The following is a 21,613-nucleotide window of genomic DNA, read 5'->3' as shown; positions in this document are numbered from 1 at the left end:
CGGAGCCGTCGATGTCCACCCGTTCCGTCGTCTTCCTGGCTGCCGCCTGGCTGGCCGCTTCCCCCGTGTTCGCCGCTACCTTCACCGACACCAGCGAGCCCGTCAGCGAGACGCAGAGCGTGCCACCCGCCGCAACTGCGCTGCTGGGCAACCTCACCAGACAGCTGGGCGTCAGCGAGCAGCAGGCCATCGGCGGTACCGGTGCCCTGCTGGGGCTGGCGATGAACAGCCTGAAGGACACCGACACGGCGCAATTGCAGAAGTCCCTGCCGAACCTCGGGCAACTTGCCGGCAACAGTTCGCTGGGCGATCTGGGCGGCGCGCTGGGTGGTTTCGGCGGGCTGGGCAACGCCGCGGCGCTGCTGGGTGGGATCAACAACCTGGAGGACGTCGACCAGATTTTCGGCGTGCTAGGCATGGATCAGTCGATGATCGGCCGCTTCGCCGGGGTGATCCTCGACTACTTCACCGAGCAGGGCCTGAGCAGCCAGTTGCTGGGCACGCTGGGTGGTCTGTGGGGAACCCCCGCCGCGCCGGCGACACCCGTTGCTCCGGTGGCCGGCCGGGGGGCGTAACGGGAGTCAGAATTCCTCGCGCAGCTGTTCGATGCGCGCGTCCTTTTCTTCCCACAGCCGCGATACCCACGCCTGCACGTACTGGCGGAATTGCGCGTCGTTCTCGTAATCGCCCTGCCACAGTGCGGGGTCGATCTCGCGAGCCTGGATATCCACGATGACCCGCGGTACGCGTCCGCACAGCAGGTCCCAGAAGCCCGGTCGCGGGCCCTTGGGGTAGACCAGGGTGACGTCCAGCAGGGTATCGAGCTGTTCGCCCAGCGCCGCCAGCACGAAGGCCACGCCGCCCGCCTTGGGGCGCAGCAGGTGCTGGTAGGGCGACTGCTGCTGGGCCTGCTTGGCCGGGGTGAAGCGCGTGCCTTCGAGGTAGTTCACCACGGTCACCGGCATGCGCTTGAACTTCTCGCAGGCGGCCCTGGTGATCTCCAGGTCCTTGCCCTTGAGCTCCGGGTGCTTCTCCAGGAAGGCCTTGCTGTAGCGCTTCATGAAGGGGTAGTCGAGCGCCCAGAAGGCCAGGCCGAGGAAGGGCACCCAGATCAGCTCCTTCTTCAGGAAGAACTTGAAGTAGGGCGTCTTGCGGTTGAAGGCCTGCACCAGCGCCGGGATGTCGACCCAGGACTGGTGGTTGCTGATCACCAGGTAGGAGGTATCGCCGCGTAGCTGGGCGGCGCCGCGGATGTCCCAGACGGTGGGGGTCATCAGGGCGAAGATGGCCTTGTCGATCTCCGCCCAGGTCTCGGCGATCCACATCACCCCGCGCGAGCAGGCGTCCTTGGCGGCCTGGCCGGGGATAACCAGCTTGAGCAGCGCGATCAGCATCATCGGCCCGATCAGGATCAGCGTATTGAGCAACAGCAGGAGGCTGGCGATGACGCCTTTGACTGCCGGCATGGGGTCCATTCCTTGTGCGACGGTGGCGCGGCCATGATACGCAGACAATTGTTCCGGCCCAAGCGGTGCAGGTATGGCGAACCAATGGCCGCCGTGCTAGTCCTATGCGACGTAATCCACCCCGGAGATTTCGCGTGAAACGCGCCCTCGCCCTGCTTACCCTGATTGCACTGCCCGGCCTCGCTCTGGCCGCCGAGACCAAGCTCTACGGCCGCTACGAATGGGTCAGCCTGCCCGAGCTCGACCAGACTCTGCAGGCCAAGATGGATACCGGCGCCTACACCTCCTCGCTGTCGGCCAAGGACATCCAGATCTTCCAGCGCGATGGCCAGGACTGGGTGCGCTTCAAGCTGGCCACCAAGGATGGCGGTGATTCGGTCTACGAGCACAAGCTCTCGCGCATCTCGAAGATCAAGAACCGCGCCGAAGGCGCAGGCGAGGATGAAGAGGAAGAGGCCAGCCCCGGCCTCAGCCAGCGCCCGGTGATCGAGCTGCCGGTATGTCTGGGCGGTGATCAGCGCACCATCGAGGTCAACCTGACCGACCGCAGCCATTTCAACTATCCCTTCCTGATGGGCACCAAGGGCCTGCGCAAATTCCACGTCGCCGTCGACCCGGGCGAGCGCTTCGTGGCCGGCAAGCCGGACTGCTCCTGATCCTCGATTGACGCGGCGCGGGGCATGATGGACCCTTCCGGAACTGTCCCGGGAATCGGAATCCCATGCCCCATATCCTCATCGTCGAAGATGAAGCCGCCATCGCCGACACCTTGCTCTATGCCCTGCAGGCCGAAGGTTTCCAGACCACCTGGCTGAACCTCGCCGGCGCCGCCCTCGAACGCCTGCAGCGCGATGCCTTCGACCTGGTCATCCTCGATGTCGGCCTGCCCGACATCAGCGGCTTCGAAGCCTGCAAGCAATTGCGGCGCTTCTCCGAAGTGCCGGTGATCTTCCTCACGGCGCGCAATGCCGAGATCGACCGTGTGGTGGGCCTGGAAATCGGCGCCGACGACTACGTGGTCAAACCCTTCAGCCCGCGCGAAGTCGCTGCACGGGTGAAAGCCATCCTCAAACGCACCGCGCCGCGCGAAGCGCCCGCTCAAACGCTCACCGGCAACGGCCCGTTCGAGGTGGACGAGGAGCGCTTCCAGATCCGCTATCACGGCCAGTCGCTGAGCCTGACCCGCCACGAATTCCGCCTGCTGCAGACGCTGCTGGCGCGCCCCGAGCGGGTATTCAGCCGCGAGCAGTTGCTCGATGCGCTGGGCGTCGCCGCCGACGCCGGCTACGAGCGCAACGTCGACAGCCATATCAAGAGCCTGCGCGCCAAGCTGCGCCAGGTCGCCCCCGCCGCCGAGCCGATCCAGACCCATCGCGGCCTGGGCTACAGCTACGCGCCGGACAAGAGCTGATGCGCCTGTCGCTGCGAATCTTCCTGGTCTACTTCTTCTTCGTCGGACTGACCGGCTGGTTCGTCCTGCGCACGGTGATGGACGAGATCCGCCCCGGCGTGCGCCAGTCCAGCGAAGAGACGCTAGTGGATACCGCCAACCTGCTGGCCGAGATTCTCCAGGCCGACGTGAAGCGCGGCACCCTCGACCAGAGCCGCCTGCCCGAGATGCTTCGCGCCTATGGTGCGCGCAGCCCGCAGGCGGACATCTGGGGCGTGAACAAGACCGCGGTGAATCACCGCATCTACGTGACCGACGCGCACGGCATCGTCCTGCTCGATTCCCTCGGCCAGGCCGTGGGCCAGGACTACTCGCGCTGGAACGACGTCTACCTGACCCTGCGTGGCCAGTACGGTGCGCGCTCCAGCCGCGAGTCGGCGGATGACCCGGAGTCCTCGGTGATGTACGTCGCCGCGCCGATCCGCGATGGCGAGAAGATCATCGGCGTGGTCTCGGTGTCCAAGCCCAACCGCACACTGCAGCCCTATATCGACCGCTCGCAGCGGCGCCTCGCCTGGCTCGGCGCGGGGTTGATCGTACTCGGCCTGGTGGTCGGCGCGGGGCTGTCGTGGTGGCTGAGCCGCTCGCTGGATCGTCTGACCCGCTACGCCCAGGCGGTGAGCGAAGGGCGCCGTGCAGAGCTGCCACGTTATCGCGGGGGCGAGATGGCGCAACTGGCCGGTGCCGTGGAGCGCATGCGCGTGCAACTGGAGGGCAAGGATTACGTCGAGCGCTACGTGCATACCCTGACCCACGAGCTGAAGAGCCCGCTGGCGGCGATCCGCGGCGCGGCAGAGTTGCTCGAAGGCGAGATGCCCGCCGAGCAGCGTGCGCGCTTTGTCGGCAACATCGCCGGGGAAAGCGAGCGCCTGCAGCAACTGATCGAACGCCTGCTGAACCTGGCCCAGGTGGAGCAGCGCCAGGGGTTGGAGGAGCGGGTGCCGGTGGCCTTGCAGGAACTGGTGAGCGAGCTGATCGACGAGCGCATGGCGCGCGTCCGGGACGTGCAGTTGCAGAACGCGATCCCGCCGCAGGCGCTGGTACTGGGCGAGCGTTTCCTGCTGCGCCAGGCGCTGGGCAACCTGCTCGATAACGCGCTGGATTTCACCCCGCCCGGCGGAGTGATCCGCTTCGATGCGCAACCGGTCGGTGAAGGCTGGCGCGTCGAGTTGTTCAACCAGGGCGAGGCGATTCCCGAGTTTGCCCTGCCGCGCCTGACCGAGCGCTTCTACTCCCTGCCGCGCCCGACCAGCGGGCGCAAGAGCACCGGGCTGGGGCTCAATTTCGTCGCCGAAGTAGCGGCGCTGCATGGTGGCGAGCTGCGCGTGGAGAACGTCGAGGAAGGGGTGCGGGCGAGCCTGCTGTTGCCCGCGTAGGAGCGACTGTCTTTTCCTGGAAAGTCCGCTCCGATGCATCCCCCTCACCCCAGCCCTCTCCCTCAGGGAGAGGGGGCAGCCCGAGCCGGCTGACGCTAAGGTTTCATCCTGCACCGAACTGTCCCCTCTCCCCCTGGGAGAGGGTTAGGGTGAGGGCCGACCCAAGCGTAGAGGCATCTCGTAGGAGCGGACTCTGTCCGCGATAGGTTGGTGGCGCGTCGGATAGCGTCGCGGACGAAGTCCGCTCCTACAAAAAGCCGGCCCACACAAACTCCACACAGTCCCCACATTCCCACCCGAGCGGCCCCACGCGCGCGCCCCAAGCTCTCTCCGTCGTCCACCCACGGAGAAAGCCTTCGATGAACCGCCAACTCGGCATCAAGCTCGGCGCCATCGCGCTATTGATTGTCCTCCTGCTGATACCCCTGCTGATGATCGACGGCCTGGTCGACGAGCGTCAGAACTACCGCGACGAAGTCCTGCAGGACATCGCCCGCAGCGCCAGCTACAGCCAGCAGCTCACCGGCCCGCTGGTGGTCGTGCCCTACACCCGCACTATTCGCGCCTGGCGCCTGGACAAGGCGAGCCAGCAGCGCGTATTGCAGGAGCGCGAAGTGCGCGGGCGCCTGTACTTCCTGCCGGAAGTCTTCAGCCTCGACGGCCAGATGCGCACCGAACTGCGCCATCGCGGCATCTACGAGGCGCGCCTGTATCACGCCGACAGCCAGCTCAGCGGCAACTTCGTCCTGCCGGCCAACTACGGCATTACCAGCGACCTGGGCAGTTACCGTTTCGACGACCCGCTGCTGGCGGTGGGCATCAGTGATGTGCGCGGCATCGAGAACGCGCCGAAGCTGAAGGTCGGCGACGAACTGCGCGACTTCCAGCCCGGCACCCAGAGCCAGTTCCTCGGCAACGGCGTGCACGCGCTGCTGCCCTTCAAGGCCAGCGACCGCGAGCAGCGTTTCGAATACTCCTTCGAGCTGGCGCTGCTGGGCAGCAGCCGCCTGGACATTACTCCGGTGGGGCGCGACAGCCAGGTCAACCTGGTCTCGGACTGGCCGCATCCCAGCTTCGGCGGCGAGTTCCTGCCCACCGAGCGCAGCATCAGCGAGAAGGGATTCAGCGCGCGCTGGCGCACCAGCTTCTTCGCCACCAACCTGGAAGACCAGTTGCGCGCCTGCACAGCGCCGGCCCAGGCGGATGTCGCTCGCGCGGTTGGCGCGGACGATCCGGATGCGTCGCGTCCGAGCTCGGCCGAGTGCGGCGAGTTCGGCCAGCACCGCTTCGGCGTGGCGCTGGTGGACCCGGTGGACCAGTACCTGAAGACCGACCGCGCGGTGAAGTACGCGCTGCTGTTCATCGTCCTCACCTTCGCCGGCTTCTTCCTCTTCGAAGTCCTCAAGCGCCTATCGGTGCACCCGATCCAGTACGCCCTGGTGGGCATGGCGCTGGCGCTGTTCTACCTGCTGCTGCTGTCGCTCTCCGAGCATGTCGGCTTCGCGCTGGCCTACCTGCTGTCGGCTGGCGCCTGCGTCGGGCTGATTGGTTTCTACCTCTGCCACGTGTTGCACAGCCTGTGGCGCGGCGCCGGTTTCAGCCTGGGGCTGGCGGGGCTCTACGGGATGCTCTACGCGCTGCTCAGCGCCGAGGACTACGCCCTGCTGATGGGCTCGCTGCTGCTGTTCGGCGTGCTGGGCGGCGTGATGGTGCTGACCCGTCACCTGGACTGGTACGGCATCGGCCGGCCCCGTGGCGATGACCTGGAATTTTCCCTGGATGATGTGCGCGTACAGCGCTGAGGATAGTGGTGATGGCCAACGTGATGCGCTTTTCCCTGTGCCTGTTCGCGGGCCTGCTGATCAGTGGACTATGCCTGCCGCTGCTGATGTTCATCGGTCGCTTCGACTGGATCGCCCTGCTGGTGGCCAGCGGCAAGCCGCTGGCGCACCTGGCGCTGTTGCTGCCGGCCGACCTGTGGGCGCAACTCACCGGCGTCGAGGACGCGGCGAATAATCCCCATGTGCGCTCCTTCCTGGAAATGTGCATGGGCGTGCTTCAGCTCGGCCTGCTGTTGGCGTTGCCGATCTACCGTTTTGGACGCCAGGAGAAGCAGTCATGAGTGCGTGGAGCGGATTGCGCGAGGAGCGTGAAGTGGGACGGCGGCTGGCGCGGCGGATTGCTGGATTGTTCGAGCGCGGGCTGGAGCGGCGAGCGGTGCGTGATGAGCGGTTTCGGCGGCGAGTGGTGCGGCATACGCGCCCCGTGGTGACGTCCTGGCGCGCGGGCTGTGCCCTCACCCCAACCCTCTCCCGAGGGGAGAGGGGGCTGGGCGGTGCGGGCTGGCGGGTCTGGAGTCAGCCGGCGCGACTCCCGGACTGCTCAGCGTAGGATGGGTGGAGCACAGCGATACCCATCGATCTCTCAGCCCGGCACCGTCGCCTGTATCGACGGCCGCTGGCTGACCTCGGCGAACCACTGCGCCAGCTGCGGATAGTCTGCGCGCCAATCCCAGTGCGGCTGGCGGAAGTCCAGGTAGCCCAGTGCGCAGGCCACGCCGATGGCGGCGATGTCGAAGCGCTCGGCCAGCTCGGCGTGGGCCGGGCCGTCGAAGTAGGCGAGGGTGCGGACGATCTTCAGCTGTTGGTTGTCGAGCCATTTGTCCCAGTGTTTCTCCTGGGGGCGCATGGCGGTTTCGTAGCGGATCAGCACGGCGGCATCGAGCACCGCGTCAGCCAGCGATGCAAGGGTCAGGCGGCGCCAGCGTGCCGCGCCTTCGCGGGGGATCAGCGGTTCGCCGGCGTGCTGCTGGTCGAGGTATTCGAGGATCACCCGGCTGTCATGCAGGGTCTGGCCGTCGGCCAGGCGCAGGGCGGGAATCTTCCCGGCGGGGTTGTCCTGCAGCACGCCGGCATCCGGCGCAATGGGTGTGTGGACGGCAGCGTACAGCTCCACGGAATCGACCTGGCCGGTCTCGTGCAGCAGCACCATGACCTTGCGCACGAAGGGCGAAGCGGCAGCGTGGAACAGGACGGGGCGGGTACTCATCGACAACTCCTCGTTGGGTTCAATCCTGAATGACGACCAGGCGGTCGGTGCCGGACTCGGCGCCCCAGACTTCGCCGGGCCGGCCGAGCAACTGGCGCACATTGGCGTGTTCGTGGTCGCTCGGGTAGGCGGTGAATTGCTCGCTCTGCGGGTCGAAGCGCAGCAGGGCGTTGCTGGCGAAATCGCTCAACCACACCTGGTCCATGGCATCGACGTAGACCGCATAGGGCTGCGGATGATCGCCCGGCAGCTTCCAGGTTTTCCACTGGCTGTCGCTGGGGTCGAAGCGCGCCAGGCTCCCGGCATTCCACTGGCTGACCCACAGCCTCCCCACGGAATCGGCCCACAGCCGGCGCGGACCGCTGTCCTTGCCGGGCGTGTCGAAGGTCGTGGCGCTGTCGGCGACGCCGTCGATCTGGCCGAGGTAGTCGCCGGCCAGGGAGGCGTACCAGATGCCGCCATCCGGAGCCACGGCGATGCCGTACGGCCCCTTGCCGCGCGGTGCCGGCCAGACCTTCAGCTCACGGCTGGACGGGTCGAGGCGGCCGTAGAAACCGTTCTGCCCGGTGAACCACAGCACGCCGTCGTCATCGAATACCGCAGTGTTGAGGTTGGCGTTGGCCGCCTCCCTGGGCAGCGGGATGACTTCCACGCCCAGGCGCTGGGCGTCTACATGGACGATGGCGTTCTGGCCGCTGTCGGTGATCCAGGCGTCGCCGTTGGCGTCGGCCACCACGCCGTGGGGGCTGGAGCCCTTGCCGAGGCTGATCTGCTCGCTCTGCCCGGTCTGCGGGTCGAGCCGGCCGAGCACGCCGAGCTTCTGCGCGGTGTACCAGACCTTGCCGTCCTCGGTGGGCGCCACGTCGTGCGGGGCGGAGCCCTTGGGCAGGTCGAAGTACTTCACTTGCGCGGCATGGGCACCGGTGGCCAGTAGCAGGCCGGCGAGCAGCAGGCCGCTCAGGGGGAGGGACAGGACGCGAGGCATGGGCTCTCCTTGGCAGAGTCCGGAAGGTGATGAGACTTTACGCCGGTCAGTGTGGCCGACGAAACGAAGGAGAGTGGTTGTGACGATGATTTCCGTGTTGGGAGCGGCTTGCCGCCAGGGCTCGCCGGTGAGCGACGATGCCATCGGCCATACCGCCACGGCGGCCTGGGTGCTCGACGGCGCAACCAGCCTGGGGCGAGGTCTGGTCGGCGGCGAAAGCGACGCACGCTGGCTGGCGCAGAGCGCCAATGGTCATCTTCAACGCCTGCTGGAGGAGCAGCCGTACAGGCCGACGGGGGACCTGCTGGCGCAGTTGCAGGCGGGAATCGCTGCGGATTTCCAGCGAGATTCCGGCGTGGCCGTGAGCCTTGATCTGAACCTGCCCACGGCCTGCCTGAGCCTGCTGCGGGTGCTGGGCGATGGTTCGCTGGAGCTGCTCAATCTCTGCGATACCTGCATCCACCTGGCCTGGGATGACGGGCATGTGGAGAGCTTCGGTGATACGCCACTGGAAGAGATCGACCGGCAATCCGTGGCGCGCCTGATCGCGCTGCGCGAAGCGAACCCGGACTGGGACCACGCGCAACTGTGGCAGGCCAGCCGCGAGTGGGTACGGCGCAACCGGGCGCTGGCGAACACGCCGCAGGGCTATTGGTGCCTCGATCCGAGCGAGCGCTGGATTGCCCACGTGCAGCGCCGGGTACTCGATCCTTCAGGATTGAAGGCGTTCATGCTGGTCACCGATGGTTTCGACCGGCTGCTGGATTTTCGCCGCTACGACCTGGATTCGCTGTTCGCGGCGCTGCCCGAACGTGGCGTGGAAGCGCTGATCGACGAATTGCGCGCGCTGGAAAGCGCCGATGGCCAGGCGCTGGACTACCCACGCCTGAAGATCCATGACGATGCGAGCGTGGTGTGGGGAACCGTGCGCGGCTGAGTCTCCGAAACGCCGAAGAGTGGCATTGCGTAGAAAGCAAAAAGCCCCGCTCCTTCGGAGCGGGTTTTTCGCATCGTGAGGCACCCGACCGCACAATGCCGAGCGTTGCGCAGGAGCGGACTCTGTCCGCGATGACTCCACAGCGCGCCGACCCCTATCGCGGACGAAGTCCGCTCCTACGAAAGCAAAAGCCCCGCTCTTTCGGAGCGGGTTTTTCGCATCGTGGGGCACCCCACCGCACAATGCCGAGCGTTGCGCAGGAGCGGACTCTGTCCGCGATGACTCCACAGCGCGCCGACCCCTATCGCGGACGAAGTCCGCTCCTACGAAAGCAAAAGCCCCGTTATTTCGGAGCGGAGTTTTCGCATCGTGGAGCAACCCACCGCACAATGCCGAGCATTGCGTAGGAGCGGACTCTGTCCGCGATGACTCCACAGCGCGCCGGCTCCCATCGCGGACAAAGTCCGCTCCTACGAAAGCAAAAAGCCCCGCTCTTTCGGAGCGGGGCTTTCAGTGCGCAGGATCGTAGGGCGAATAACCTGGAACAGGTTATCCGCCGGCTTTTGCCCGGCGCATAACGCTTGCGCGTTATGCGCCCTACGAGTGCCCGAGGCTTCGTGGAGGCGTCAGAACTTGTAGTTGACGCTGGCCACCACGTTGCGGCGGTCGCCGTAGTAGCAGTAGAAGCCGTCGCAGGTGGAGATGTATTCCTTGTCGAATACGTTGTTGGCGTTCAGCGCGACGTTCAGCCCGTTGAGGCTGTTGTCGAGGCGGCCGAGGTCGTAGTGCACCGCGGCGTCGTAGACGGTGTAGGAGCCGGTGTCGCCGTCGGACTTGTCGCGTACGTAGCCCATGCTGCCGATGGCGATGTTGTGGGTTTCGCCCACGTAGCGGCTGCCGAAGCCCAGGCCGAAGCCGTCCAGCAGGCCTTCATGCCAGGTGTAGTCGGCCCACAGCGACGCCTGGTTTTCCGGGGTCAGCGGCAGCGGGCGGTTCTTGTCCAGCGGGTTGGCGACCTTGGTCATCTTGCTGTTGGCATAGGTGTAGGCGGCGGTCACCTTGAGGTTCTCGGTGACATTGCCCACCGCTTCCAGTTCGAAGCCGCGTACCTGCGCTTCACCCACCGGGCGGCTGATGAAGTCGCTGCCGGTAAGGACGATGTTCTTGCGAGTCAGGTCGTAGACCGCGGCGCTGAGCATCAGGTCGGTGCCTACCGGCTGGTACTTCACGCCCAGTTCGTACTGCTTGCCGGTGCTCGGCTCGAAGGCCGCGCCGGCGGCGCCGCCCGCTTCGGTCTGGAACGACTCGGCGTAGGAGACATAGGGCGCCACGCCGTTCTCGAAGACGTAGCTGAGCGCTGCGTTACCGCTGAACTGGCTGTCCCGGCGAGTATCGGTGGCGCCACCGGCGTTGTAGAACTTCGAGCCGGTGTGGGCCCAGTCCTGGCGGCCGCCGAGGGTCAGGCGCCAGTTGTCCAGGGCGATCTGGTCCTGCGCGTAGAGGCCGGTGTCGCGCATCTTCTGGTTGTAATCGTTGTACGCGGTGAAGGCGACGTTGCTGAAGTCCTGCCCGTAGATCGGCTTGTTGATGTTGCTGGTCGGCGCCGCGCCGTACAGCCATTTGTAGTTGGTGTTGGCACGCTGATGGTCCAGGCCCAGCAGCAGGGTGTGCTTGAGCGGGCCGGTGGCGAAGTCGGCCTGCAGGTTGTTGTCGATGGCGAACTGGCTGATGTCTTCGTTCACCACGTTGGCGCCGCGCTCCAGGGTACCGTCGTCGCTGACCGAGAAAGCGTTGCCGCCGGCGGTGATGCCCTGGAAGGACAGGTCGCTCTTGGTGTAGCGCAGGTTCTGGCGGAACTGCCAGACGTCATTGATACGGTGCTCGAAGGCGTAACCCAGGGCGTAGTAGGTCTTGTCGTAGAACTCCCAGTCCGGATCGCCAAGGTTCTTGTGGTAGCGCACTTCGCCCGCCGGAGTGGAGAGCTTGGTGCCCTGCAGCGGCAGGAACTGGCTGGTGATGCCGGTATCGTCGCGGTTGAACTGGGAGAGGAAGGTCAGCTTGGTGTCTTCGTCGACGTTCCAGGTCAGGCTCGGCGCGATGTTGTAGCGCTTGTTGTCGACGTGTTCGATCTGCGTGTTGCTGTCGCGCACGACACCGCTGACGCGGTAGAGCAGGTTGCCTGCGTCGTCGACCTTGCCGGTGCTGTCGAAGGAAATCTGCTTGTGTTCGTAGCTGCCGACCTGCAACTGCACTTCATGGCTGCTTTCAGCTTCCGGACGGCGGCTGGTCATGTCCAGCAGGCCGCCGGGCGGGGTCTGGCCGTACAGCGAGGAGGCCGGGCCGCGCAGCAGGGCGACGCGTTCCAGGTCCCAGGTTTCCAGCTTGGGCATCACGTAGGAGCCCTTGGGCAGCGGCAGGCCGTCGAGGAACTGGGTCGGCTCGAAGCCGCGCACCTTCAGCCACTCGGCGCGAGTGTCGTTGCCGTAGCTGCTGGCGATCACGCCGGGCATGTAGCGCACCGCGTCGTCCAGGCTCTGTACGTTGCGGTCCTGCATCTGCTCGCGGGTGGCGACGGAGATCGAGCGCGGCGCCTCCAGCAGCGGCGTGTCGGTCTTGGTGCCGGCGCGGCTGCGGGTGGCGAGGTAGCCGATGGCTGGACCATCCGGGTCTTCCTGAGTAGCGCTGATGGTGGTGGCCGACATCGACAGGGTATCGCTCGGCTGCGGACGCAGGCTGAAGCTGCCCGATTCGCTTTCCACCAGCTCCAGGCCGGTGCCCTGCAATGCCTGGCGCAGCGCGCTGACGGTATCGAAGCGGCCCTGCACGGCATGCGCGCTGCGGCCCTGGGCCAGCGCCGGGTCGAGGCTCAGGCTCAGGCCGCCCTCGGCAGCGATGCGGTTGAGGGTGCTGGCCAGCGGGCCGGCGGGCAATTGGTAGTCACGTACGGCCTCGGCGGCGATGGCCGACGAAGTGGCCAGCAGGATGGCGGTAGCCAGCAGACAGGGGCGAAGCGAAAGCTCGAACGGGCGGCGCATTGAAAACGACTCCTGAATGAAAACGTTTCTCGATGCCTCCTTGCCGGACGAGAATCAAAAAGTGATAGGGCTGGGTGAAAAAAATTCGGCCTTCTGCTTAGGCGGGGTCTTTGTAGGAGCGGACTTCGTCCGCGATAGGTCCGCATCGCGCCGGAGGCCATCGCGGACAGAGTCCGCTCCTACGGGGCGTTAGCGTTCAGCCGCGCGGTACCACGCGCGACCACCAGGGGCCGTGCTTCTCGATACGCACGGGCAGTGTCGGCTCCAGCGAGCCGAGCGCCAGGTCGATGTTCTGCAGCGGGAAGCTGCCGGTGATGCGCAGGTCTGCCAGCTTCGGATCAACCGCGAGATAGCCCGGGCTGTAGCGCGCCAGTTGCTCGATCAGGTCGGCCAGGCGCACGTTGTCCACCACCAGCATGCCGTGCGTCCAGGCATCGGCGGTGGCGCTGTTGGCCTCCACGCTGCCGAATCCATCGGCGCGCAAGCGCACCTGCTGGCCCTGGTTGATCACGCGCTCGCCCGGCAGTTGTTCGGGGCGCGCGGCCACCGCGGATTGCAGGACGCTGAGCAAGGTACTGTCGCCTTCGTCGCGCTCCACCAGGAAGCGCGTACCGAGTGCGCGCAGGCGGCCTTCGTCGGTTTCGACGATGAACGGGCGGCTGTCACCGTGGGCGGTTTCCACCAGGATCTCGCCGCTGTGCAGGACGATGCGCCGCTGCTCGGCATCGAAGCGCACGTCTACGGCGGTGCGGCTGTTCAGCCTCAGCAAGGTGTTGTCCGGCAGGCGCAGTTCGCGCTGCTCGCCGGTGGCGGTTACCAGGTCGGAGAAGGCATAACGCACCGGTGCGTAACGGTTGCCGACGCCCAGGGCGAGTGCGCCGACCAGCAGCAACGACAAGCCGGTGCCGGCCAGGCGGCGGACCTTGCGCCGCGACTCGCCGGGCGAGCGCAGCAAGGCGTTGCGCGCGGCCTTGGGCGCGGCGCCGGCAAGGCTGCGGTCGAGCATGCCCAACTGGCTCCAGGCGCGGGCGTGTTCGCTGTGGGCGGAATGCCAGCGGGCAAAGGCGGCTTCATCGTCCGGGCGCGCTTCGCCGGAGCCCAGACGCAGCTGCCAGCTGATCGCCTCGTCCAGCACCTGCAGGGAAACCGCCCCCTTCACGTCGGCTCGCCGTAGAGGGCGATGTAGCACTGGCGCAGACCCTGGGCGATGTACTGGCGCACGCGCGGTACGGAAACACCCAGTTGCTCGGCGATCTCGGCGTGGCCGAGGCCGTCCAGGCGGTTGAGCAGGAAAGCGCTGCGTGCGCGGGTGGACAGCTTGCCCAGCAGGCGGTCGATCTCGCGCAGGTCGGCGAGGATCAGGCAGTGTTCCTCGGCCGAGGGCTGCACGGCTTCGGGCAGGCATTTCAGCTCTTCGAGATAGGCCTGTTCCAGCGCCACGCGGCGCCAGTGATCCACCAGCAGGCCCTTGGCGACGGTGACCAGGAAGGCGCGCGGTTCGCGCAGGGAGGGCAGCTCGCGCCGGCCGAGCACGCGGACGAAGGTGTCCTGGCTCAGGTCTTCGGCGCGCTGCGGACAGCCCAGGCTGCGGTTCAGCCAGGCGGTCAGCCAGTCGCGGTGATCGCGATACAAGGCGCCAACGAGTTCGCCGCTACCCATCTGGATGGCCGACAAGCTACTCCCCCAGTGATCCCGAATGGGATCAAGCTCAAAAACGATAACTATTCGCAAATGATCGCAAAGTGCAGTCACACGCGCAATTGGCACCCGTCGGCTTTTGCCGTCGGTCGCTGGGTTTTCGGCACCGTTCTACAATTCGCCGAACTTTTTCGCGGAACGTCTCGCCATGTCCGACCCCGTGCTGATCATCGGTTCCTTCCTTTCTCCCTATGTGCGCAAGGCGCTGGTGCTGCTGGAAATGAAGGGGGTGGACTATCGCATCGACTCCGTCGTGCCGTTCTTCGGCAACGCCGAGTTCGAGCGCCTCAGCCCGCTGCGCCAGGTGCCGGTGCTGGTGGACGGTGAGCTGGTGCTGAACGATTCCTCGGTGATCTGCCAGTACCTCGAGGAACGTTATCCACAGCCTGCGCTATACCCCGCGGACATAGTCGCCCGCGCCCGCGCGCGCTGGATCGAGGAGTTCGCCGACAGCCGCATGGGGCAGGTGGTGATCTGGCAACTGTTCGACCAACTGGTGATCGGCCGCGGCGTGTGGGGCCGCGAACCGGATGCGGTGCTGCTGGAGAGGACCTACCAGCAGGACCTGCCGGCGGTGTTCGACTATCTCGAAGCGCAGTTGCCCGAGCACGGGTGGTGGTTCGGCGAGCTGTCCATCGCCGACATCAGCGTGGCCTGTTTCATGCGCAATGCGCAGCTCGCCCGCTACGAGCTGGACGCCCTGCGCTGGCCGAAACTGGCGGCCATGCTGGAAGCGGCCTTCGCACTGCCGGCGTTCCAGAAGCTCAACCAGTTCGAGCGCGCCATCGCCCGCACACCGATTGCCCTGCAGCGCGACGCATTGATCGCTGCCGGAGCGCCGGTCAGCGCGGTCAGCCACATGCGCGAACAGCCGGAGCGCGGGCCGATGAGCCGCAGTTGATCAGGCCTCCTGCAGAAAGCTCCAGAGCCTCTGCGCCACCGGGCCGTGGGCGCGATCGCGCCGGCGCGCGGCGACCAGTTCCTCGCGGCGGCCGGGCAAGTACTTTCCGCTGAGGTCGCGCAGGCGGCCGTCGGCCAGTTCCTCGGCAATCAGGTGGCGCGGCAGATGACCCCAGGCCAGGCCGTGCAGTACCAGTTCCTTCTTCATCGCCTGGTCCGGCACCGTGCATTGCGCCGCGCCATCCAGGGTGAAGAACGCCACCGGCGGCGAGTGCCGGGCGCTGTCGCGCATCACGCACTGGGTGAGCGTGTGCAATTGCTCGGGCCGGATGTCCGTGGTGTCCGCCAGCAGTGCCGGCGCAATCACCGGGATGAAATCCACCACGCCCAGGTCCAGCCACTCCAGACGCGGGTCGGCCTTGTCCACGCGGTGCAGGATCAGCTCGGCCTCGTCATCGAGGAGCCGCTCCAGCGGACCGCTGACGCTTTCGAAGTACAACTGCAGGCGTGTGTGCGGTTGCGTGGCGAAGAAGCGCGCGAGTTTTTCCAGAACGGCGGGGCGTGGGCAGAAGTCGCCGAGGACGACGCGCAGCTGGCTTTCCTCGCCGGCCGCCAGGTGTGCGGCATGCTCGCGCAGGCTGCCCAGTTCGCGCAGCAGGCCCTGGGCGCGGTGGTGGAAGGATTCGCCTGCGGCAGTCAGAGCAACCCGGTAGCCACTGCGATCCAGCAGTTCGAAGCCAAGCTGGTTCTCCAGCCGGGCAACAGCGGCGAAAATCGCCGGGTGCGAGCGATGCAACTGCTGGGCAGCGGCCTGGAAGCCGCCGGTCTCGACTACTGCGACGAAACAGTGGAGGTCATGAAGGGTGAAGTCCTGCATGTCAGTTTTCCTGACAGAGAGCGTTCATTCTTTGTAATTTCTTTGGATTATCAGCGCAACTAACCTCGCCTCCGTCAACCCTGAGGAGAGGCTGCCATGAACCAGCTGCGCTATCTGACCACTCGCGACAACACCTGCATCGCCTTTCGCTTGGACGGCCGCGCCGAGCTGCCACTGCTGGTGCTGTCGAACTCCATCGGCACCGACCTGCACATGTGGGACGGCCAGATTGCCGCGCTGAGCGAACACTTCCACGTGCTGCGCTATGACGCTCGCGGGCACGGCGCATCCAGTGTTCCCCCCGGACCCTATTCGCTGGCGCGGCTGGCGCAAGACGTGATCGAGCTGCTCGATTCACTGGCGGTGCGGCGTGCGCATTTCCTCGGGCTTTCCCTCGGTGGTTTTGTTGGCCAGTGGCTGGCGCTGAACGCGCCGCAGCACATTGATCGGCTGGTACTGGCGAACACTTCTGCCTGGCTAGGGCCGCAGGATCAGTGGGATGCGCGCATCGCCGAGGTGTTGCAGGCGGAGGATATGCGGGGCACCGCCGCGACCTTCCTCGGCAACTGGTTCCCGGCGACCTGGCTGGCGCAAGAGCGCCCGGAGGTGGAACCGTTCCGCGCGACGCTGCTGGCCACCAACCGGCATGGACTGGCCGGCTCCTTCGCCGCCGTGCAGGAAACCGATCTGCGCACGGCATTGCGCGATGTGCGCCTGCCCACTCTGGTGATCGCCGGGCAGTTCGACACTGTCACTGCCGCCAGCCACAGCGAGCTGATCGCCGACGCGATCCCCGGCGCTCGTCTGCTCACGTTACCGGCCGTGCACCTGTCGAACATCGAGTTCCCCCGCGAGTTCGAAGGTGTGGTGCTGGATTTCCTGTTGGCTCGCTGAACGACCAGGCCGCCCGAAGGCGGCCTGGTCGTTCAGCTACAGCCTCAATGGTGTGCGGCATCCACCGCGATGGATTCGCCGCAGACGTCCCGGTAGGCGCGCTTGCGGTCGGCGAGGGCGAAGTGGATCAGCGCGCCGAGCCCGGCGCCAAAGAACCAGGAGAAGTGCGACAGCGATTCGAAGGCCGGCAGCAGCGCCAGGACGATGGCGATCAGTGCGGCCGGGACGAACGCCGCCACCGCGCGCAGGTTGACCCCGGCGCTGAAGTGATAGCTCGCCTCGCGGCTTTCGCTGTAAAGCTCCGGCAGGTTCACCCGGCCACGGCGCACCAGGTAGTAGTCGGTGACCATGATCCCGTACAGCGGGCCGAGCAGGGCGCCCAGGCCGCCGAGGAAATACACGATCACCGCCGGGCTGTTGTACAGGTGCCACGGCAGGATCAGCACGGCGATGGTGGCGCTGAGCAGGCCGGCGCGACGGAAGTTCAGCAGGTTCGGCGCGAGGTTGGTCAGCACGTACGCCGGGGCGACGAAGTTGGCCATGATGTTCACCGCCACGGTGACGATCAGGAAGGCCAGGCAGGCCAGCACCAAGCCGAAGGTGTTGGGAATGGCGGCAACGATCTCGGTGGGGTTCTGCACCAGCTTGCCGTCGATGCTGAACTGCGCGCCGGCCAGCACCACGGCGATCAGCGCGAAGCCCAGCATGTTTACCGGCAGGCCCCAGAAGTTGCCGACGCTGATGGTGCGGCGGTCCGGGCAATTGCGGGTGAAGTCGCAGAAGTTGAGGATCATCGTGCCGTACAGCGAGACCCACAGTGCGGCGGCGCCCAGCACCTTCAGCCACATCGCCGAGCCGCTCGGCGCGTTGCCGCTGGACCAGGCAATCGACAGCCCGGCGCGCCAGTACATCCAGCCGGCGAGGCTGGCGAAGGCGACCAGGATGATCGGGCCGGCAAAGGATTCGTAGCGGCGCACCATCTCCATGCCGTAGGCGAAGATCACCAACTGAACGCACCAGATGCCGAGGAAGGTGATCCAGCCGAGGCTCGACAGGCCGAGGATCGAGTCCTGGTCGTAGGCCTTGAGGTCTGGGGCGATGGCGGTGAGCAGCACCCGCAGCACGACCGAGGCGAGGTAGGTCTGGATGCCGAACCAGGCAATGGCAATCACCGCGCGGATCAGCGCCGGCACCTGGGCGCCGTGGATGCCGAAGCTGATGCGGCACATCACCGGGTAGGGCAGGCCGGTTTTCTGACCCATGTAGCCGGAGAGGTTCATCAGCCCGTAGATCACCAGCGCGCCGAGGGCGAAGGCAGCGAGGATCTGCGCGCCGCTCATGCCGAGGGCGAACAGGCCGATGGCGAACGAGTAGTTGGCGATGTTGTGCACATCGTTGGTCCACAGCGCGAACAGGCTGTAACGCCCCCAGCTGCGCCCCGCCGCCTTGGTCGGCGCCAGGTCGGCGCTGTACAGGCGCGGGCTCAGGGTTGGCGCGGCCGGCCGGGCGGCGGCCGCGCTATCAGCAGATTGGAGGGGGGTAACGCCGGACAGGTGGGTGGGACTGCTGGTCATGGGCTACTCGGCTTTGTATGCACGGCTTTTTGTGGTTTGTGTGCAAAAGCCAATTCCGTGCCAGCCCGGTCTTCCTTGCGGTGCCGGTTGATTCGCCGCTTCCCCTGGAATCGAGCAGAGCCCTTGTTTGGTGCGGCTTTGCCAGGTTTCCTGGGCGTTATGAAATAATTTTTCCATAGCAATCATTGACTTGAGAGTCAGATATTGCCTGTGTGGAAAATAAGCGGGCTGGGGATTTTGTACACAATAATTGTGCACAGGCGTTACGTGTGGGCTCCGAGGTGGCTCTAGGGCAATCGCGGACAGAGTCCGCTCCTACGCGGAAGCTACCCGTGTATGTAGGAGCGGACTCTGTCCGCGATCGGCTAGAAACGGCGCAAATCCCAACCGGTAGCCATAAAAAAACCGCCCCGAAGGGCGGTTCTTTCAACGCTTGACGAAGCTCTTACAGACCGTTCTTCGCTTTGAACTCGCGGCGACGGCGGTGCAGGACCGGCTCGGTGTAGCCGTTGGGCTGCTTGGTGCCTTCGATGACCAGTTCCAGTGCGGCCTGGAAGGCCACGTTGTCATCGAAGTTCGGCGCCATCGGGCGGTACTGGGCGTCACCGGCGTTCTGGCGATCCACCACCGAAGCCATGCGCTTGAGGCTTTCCAGCACCTGCTCTTCGGTTACCACGCCGTGGCGCAGCCAGTTGGCCAGCAGTTGGCTGGAGATACGCAGGGTAGCGCGGTCTTCCATCAGGCCGACATCGTTGATGTCCGGCACCTTGGAGCAGCCGACGCCCTGGTCGATCCAGCGCACGACGTAGCCGAGGATGCCCTGCGAGTTGTTGTCCAGCTCGTTCTTGATCTCTTCCGCGCTCCAGTTGGTGTTCGGCGCCAGCGGAATGGTCAGGATGTCGTCCACCGAAGCCGGAGCGCGCTTGGCCAGTTCGGCCTGACGGGCGAACACGTCGACCTTGTGGTAGTGCAGCGCGTGCAGGGTGGCGGCGGTCGGCGAGGGAACCCAGGCGGTGTTGGCGCCAGCCAGCGGGTGAGCGATCTTCTGCTCGAGCATGGCGGCCATCAGGTCGGGCATGGCCCACATGCCCTTGCCGATCTGGGCCTTGCCCTGCAGGCCGGTGGCCAGGCCGACGTCGACGTTGTTGTTCTCGTAGGAGCCGATCCACTTCTCGGTCTTCATGGCGCCCTTGCGCACCATGGCGCCGGCTTCCATGGAGGTGTGGATCTCGTCACCGGTGCGGTCGAGGAAGCCGGTGTTGATGAACACCACGCGCTCGGCGGCAGCCTTGATGCAGGCCTTCAGGTTGACGGTGGTGCGGCGCTCTTCGTCCATGATGCCGACTTTCAGCGTGTTGCGCGGCAGACCCAGCAGGTCCTCGACGCGGCTGAAGATCTCGGCGGCGAAGGCGACTTCTTCCGGGCCGTGCATCTTCGGCTTGACGATGTACACGCTGCCGGTACGGCTGTTCTTGCGGGTGGCGCTGCCGTTCAGGTTGTGAATGGCGATCAGGCTGGTGAACAGGCCGTCCTGGATACCTTCGGGCACTTCGTTGCCCTGGGCGTCGAGGATCGCCGGGTTGGTCATCAGGTGGCCAACGTTACGCACGAACAGCAGGGAGCGGCCATGCAGGCTCAGCTCGGAACCATCGGCCCTGGTGTAGACGCGGTCCGGGTTCATGGTGCGGGTGAAGGTGCTGCCGCCCTTGGAGACCTGCTCGGCGAGGTCGCCTTTCATCAGGCCCAGCCAGTTGCGGTAGACCACGACCTTGTCGTCGGCATCGACGGCGGCCACGGAGTCTTCGCAGTCCATGATGGTGGTCAGCGCGGACTCCATCAGGACGTCTTTCACGCCAGCGGCGTCGGTCTGACCGATCGGGCTGGTCGGGTCGATCTGGATTTCGAAGTGCAGGCCATTGTGCTTGAGCAGCACGGCTTTCGGCTTGGCGGCGTCGCCCTGGAAGGCGAGGAACTGAGCGGCATTCTTCAGGCCGGTCTCGCTGCCGTTCTTCAGGGTTACGGCCAGTGCGCCGTTCTTCACGACATAGGCGGTGGCGTCGACGTGGGAGCCGGATTCCAGCGCGGCGGCTTCGTCGAGGAAGGCGCGGGCGAAGGCGATGACCTTGTCACCACGGACCTTGTTGTAGCCCTTGCCCTTCTCGGCGCCATTCTCTTCGCTGATTGCGTCGGTGCCGTAGAGGGCGTCGTACAGCGAACCCCAGCGGGCGTTCGCAGCGTTCAGGGCGAAGCGCGCGTTCATCACCGGTACGACCAGCTGCGGGCCGGCCATGCGGGCGATTTCTTCGTCGACGTTCTGGGTGCTGGCCTGGAAGTCGGCCGGCTCGGGCAGCAGGTAACCGATTTCCTGCAGGAAAGCCTTGTAGGCGGCCGCGTCATGCGCCTGGCCAGTGCGCGCCTGGTGCCAGCCATCGACCTTCGCCTGAATCTCGTCGCGCTTGGCGAGCAGGGCCTTGTTCTTGGGGGCCAGGTCGTTGATTACGGTTTCGACACCTGCCCAGAACTTGCCGGCTTCGATGCCGGTGCCGGGAATGGCTTCGTTGTTCACGAAGTCGAACAGGACTTTGGCGACCTGCAGGCCACCGACTTGAACGCGTTCAGTCATTGCTTGCCTCACTCTGCTCAGGACCAGCTCTGGACACAGGCAAAACGCCTTGTAGTCCGAGCCGCGGAATACTACATGATGCCGTGGGAAAAATCAGTGGGCTAGCGTCGCGGTTAGACCAAAGTACGCATATCAGTCACGTAGCAGGTCATATGTTCGCAAAAATCTTCTGGATTGTTCCAGATAAATCTTAAAACTGTACACGGATAACCCGTTCGGGTACCTGTGGCAGCCCGTCGCAGCCGGCTAACCTCGCCGTGCCTATACTGCCTTTTCCCTTCTGGAGAATCCCGCATGTCCGTGACGCTTGCCACCCCCTCCGATCTGGATGACCTGGTTCCGCTGTTTTCCGGCTACCTCGATTTCTATGAGGTGCCCGCCCCCCACGCGAAGATTCGCGAGTTTCTCGGCGCGCGCGTCGGCAGCGGCCAGTCCACGATCTTCATCGCGCGTAGTGTCGATGGCGTGGCGGTAGGTTTCGTGCAGCTGTATCCCTTGTTCGCTTCCCTGGCGCTGCAGGCATCCTGGCTGGTCAGCGACCTCTACGTATTGCCTGCCGCGCGTCGCGATGGCTACGGTGAGGCACTGATGAACGCCGCCCGCGCCCACGGCGAAAGCACCGGTGCCTGTGGTCTGATGCTGGAGACGGCGAAGACCAACCACGCCGGCCAGTCGCTGTACGAGCGCCTGGGCTACAAGCGGGACGACAAGTTCTACACCTATTGGCTGGACCTCACGGCCTAGCCCTTC

The 21,613-nt window shown here is 65.7% G+C and carries 19 protein-coding genes; 10 read left to right on the top strand and 9 right to left on the bottom strand.

Annotated features, from left to right (window positions below; all coding sequences use genetic code 11):
- Positions 1 to 575: DUF2780 domain-containing protein (locus tag N5C91_RS25280; RefSeq protein WP_347881672.1), on the top strand; the 575-nt coding region annotated here is incomplete at its 5' end.
- A 6-nt stretch (positions 576 to 581) separates the two neighbouring features.
- Here N5C91_RS25280 and N5C91_RS25275 read toward each other — a convergent pair.
- Complete coding sequence (locus N5C91_RS25275; RefSeq protein WP_236201316.1) at positions 582 to 1,466, bottom strand: acyltransferase; 885 nt, start codon at positions 1,464 to 1,466, stop codon at positions 582 to 584.
- 134 nt (positions 1,467 to 1,600) lie between these two features.
- Between N5C91_RS25275 and N5C91_RS25270 the strand changes: the two genes are divergently transcribed.
- From N5C91_RS25270 to N5C91_RS25250, 5 genes are all read left to right on the top strand, one after another.
- Entirely contained in the window at positions 1,601 to 2,122 is a 522-nt protein-coding gene (locus tag N5C91_RS25270; protein WP_236172687.1) for an ATP-dependent zinc protease, read from the top strand.
- Positions 2,123 to 2,187: 65 nt separating this feature from the next.
- The gene (gene creB, locus N5C91_RS25265; RefSeq protein ID WP_279832819.1) at positions 2,188 to 2,877 is read left to right on the top strand and encodes a two-component system response regulator CreB; all 690 of its coding nucleotides are present in this window, start codon (positions 2,188 to 2,190) and stop codon (positions 2,875 to 2,877) included.
- The gene (gene creC, locus N5C91_RS25260) at positions 2,877 to 4,292 is read left to right on the top strand and encodes a two-component system sensor histidine kinase CreC (protein WP_279832817.1); all 1,416 of its coding nucleotides are present in this window, start codon (positions 2,877 to 2,879) and stop codon (positions 4,290 to 4,292) included. Before creB ends, creC begins: the two co-directional genes overlap by 1 nt.
- A gap of 359 nt (positions 4,293 to 4,651) precedes the next feature.
- Positions 4,652 to 6,094: a cell envelope integrity protein CreD gene (gene creD, locus N5C91_RS25255; protein ID WP_279832816.1), complete on the top strand. Its 1,443-nt coding sequence runs from the start codon at positions 4,652 to 4,654 to the stop codon at positions 6,092 to 6,094.
- Positions 6,095 to 6,105: 11 nt separating this feature from the next.
- Complete coding sequence (locus N5C91_RS25250; RefSeq protein WP_236172683.1) at positions 6,106 to 6,414, top strand: hypothetical protein; 309 nt, start codon at positions 6,106 to 6,108, stop codon at positions 6,412 to 6,414.
- A gap of 302 nt (positions 6,415 to 6,716) precedes the next feature.
- Here the strand turns inward: N5C91_RS25250 and N5C91_RS25245 are convergent, their stop codons facing one another.
- Together N5C91_RS25245 and N5C91_RS25240 are read right to left on the bottom strand one after the other, a co-directional pair.
- Positions 6,717 to 7,340: a glutathione S-transferase gene (locus tag N5C91_RS25245; RefSeq protein ID WP_279832815.1), complete on the bottom strand. Its 624-nt coding sequence runs from the start codon at positions 7,338 to 7,340 to the stop codon at positions 6,717 to 6,719.
- Positions 7,341 to 7,359: 19 nt separating this feature from the next.
- A complete protein-coding gene (locus N5C91_RS25240; protein ID WP_279832813.1) occupies positions 7,360 to 8,325 on the bottom strand; it encodes an SMP-30/gluconolactonase/LRE family protein in 966 nt (321 codons plus the stop codon).
- A 79-nt stretch (positions 8,326 to 8,404) separates the two neighbouring features.
- Between N5C91_RS25240 and N5C91_RS25235 the strand changes: the two genes are divergently transcribed.
- Positions 8,405 to 9,262, top strand: coding sequence for a protein phosphatase 2C domain-containing protein (locus tag N5C91_RS25235; RefSeq protein ID WP_279832811.1), 858 nt, complete (start codon positions 8,405 to 8,407; stop codon positions 9,260 to 9,262).
- Positions 9,263 to 9,888: 626 nt separating this feature from the next.
- On the opposite strand, the gene N5C91_RS25230 is transcribed toward N5C91_RS25235, so the two are convergent.
- The 3 genes from N5C91_RS25230 to N5C91_RS25220 form a co-directional block, all read right to left on the bottom strand.
- Positions 9,889 to 12,297: a TonB-dependent siderophore receptor gene (locus tag N5C91_RS25230; protein ID WP_236172679.1), complete on the bottom strand. Its 2,409-nt coding sequence runs from the start codon at positions 12,295 to 12,297 to the stop codon at positions 9,889 to 9,891.
- Between the two features lie 196 nt (positions 12,298 to 12,493).
- The gene (locus N5C91_RS25225; RefSeq protein WP_279832808.1) at positions 12,494 to 13,456 is read right to left on the bottom strand and encodes a FecR family protein; all 963 of its coding nucleotides are present in this window, start codon (positions 13,454 to 13,456) and stop codon (positions 12,494 to 12,496) included.
- Positions 13,453 to 13,971, bottom strand: coding sequence for an RNA polymerase sigma factor (locus tag N5C91_RS25220; RefSeq protein ID WP_205338751.1), 519 nt, complete (start codon positions 13,969 to 13,971; stop codon positions 13,453 to 13,455). Before N5C91_RS25220 ends, N5C91_RS25225 begins: the two co-directional genes overlap by 4 nt.
- Before the next feature lie 172 nt (positions 13,972 to 14,143).
- On the opposite strand from N5C91_RS25220, the gene N5C91_RS25215 reads away from it, so the two are divergent.
- Complete coding sequence (locus N5C91_RS25215) at positions 14,144 to 14,896, top strand: glutathione S-transferase family protein (protein WP_279832806.1); 753 nt, start codon at positions 14,144 to 14,146, stop codon at positions 14,894 to 14,896.
- Here N5C91_RS25215 and N5C91_RS25210 read toward each other — a convergent pair whose 3' ends face one another.
- On the bottom strand, positions 14,897 to 15,772 hold the full coding sequence (locus tag N5C91_RS25210) for a LysR family transcriptional regulator (RefSeq protein WP_279832804.1): 876 nt from the start codon (positions 15,770 to 15,772) through the stop codon (positions 14,897 to 14,899).
- A 96-nt stretch (positions 15,773 to 15,868) separates the two neighbouring features.
- Between N5C91_RS25210 and pcaD the strand changes: the two genes are divergently transcribed.
- Complete coding sequence (pcaD, locus tag N5C91_RS25205) at positions 15,869 to 16,666, top strand: 3-oxoadipate enol-lactonase (protein WP_279832803.1); 798 nt, start codon at positions 15,869 to 15,871, stop codon at positions 16,664 to 16,666.
- Positions 16,667 to 16,710: 44 nt separating this feature from the next.
- Here pcaD and N5C91_RS25200 read toward each other — a convergent pair whose 3' ends face one another.
- Positions 16,711 to 18,240 (bottom strand): NCS1 family nucleobase:cation symporter-1, encoded by a 1,530-nt coding sequence (locus tag N5C91_RS25200; RefSeq protein WP_236172674.1) that lies wholly within the window; start codon positions 18,238 to 18,240, stop codon positions 16,711 to 16,713.
- 445 nt (positions 18,241 to 18,685) lie between these two features.
- On the bottom strand, positions 18,686 to 20,863 hold the full coding sequence (locus N5C91_RS25195) for a malate synthase G (RefSeq protein WP_279832801.1): 2,178 nt from the start codon (positions 20,861 to 20,863) through the stop codon (positions 18,686 to 18,688).
- A gap of 294 nt (positions 20,864 to 21,157) precedes the next feature.
- Between N5C91_RS25195 and N5C91_RS25190 the strand changes: the two genes are divergently transcribed.
- Complete coding sequence (locus tag N5C91_RS25190; protein ID WP_279832799.1) at positions 21,158 to 21,607, top strand: GNAT family N-acetyltransferase; 450 nt, start codon at positions 21,158 to 21,160, stop codon at positions 21,605 to 21,607.
- The last annotated feature ends 6 nt before the right edge of the window (positions 21,608 to 21,613 follow it).

Source organism: Pseudomonas sp. GD03903, from assembly GCF_029840045.1.
Lineage (GTDB): Bacteria > Pseudomonadota > Gammaproteobacteria > Pseudomonadales > Pseudomonadaceae > Pseudomonas > Pseudomonas pseudonitroreducens.
The sequence above is the reverse complement of the archived record's forward strand: the minus strand, read 5'-3'. Positions and strand labels throughout refer to the sequence as shown.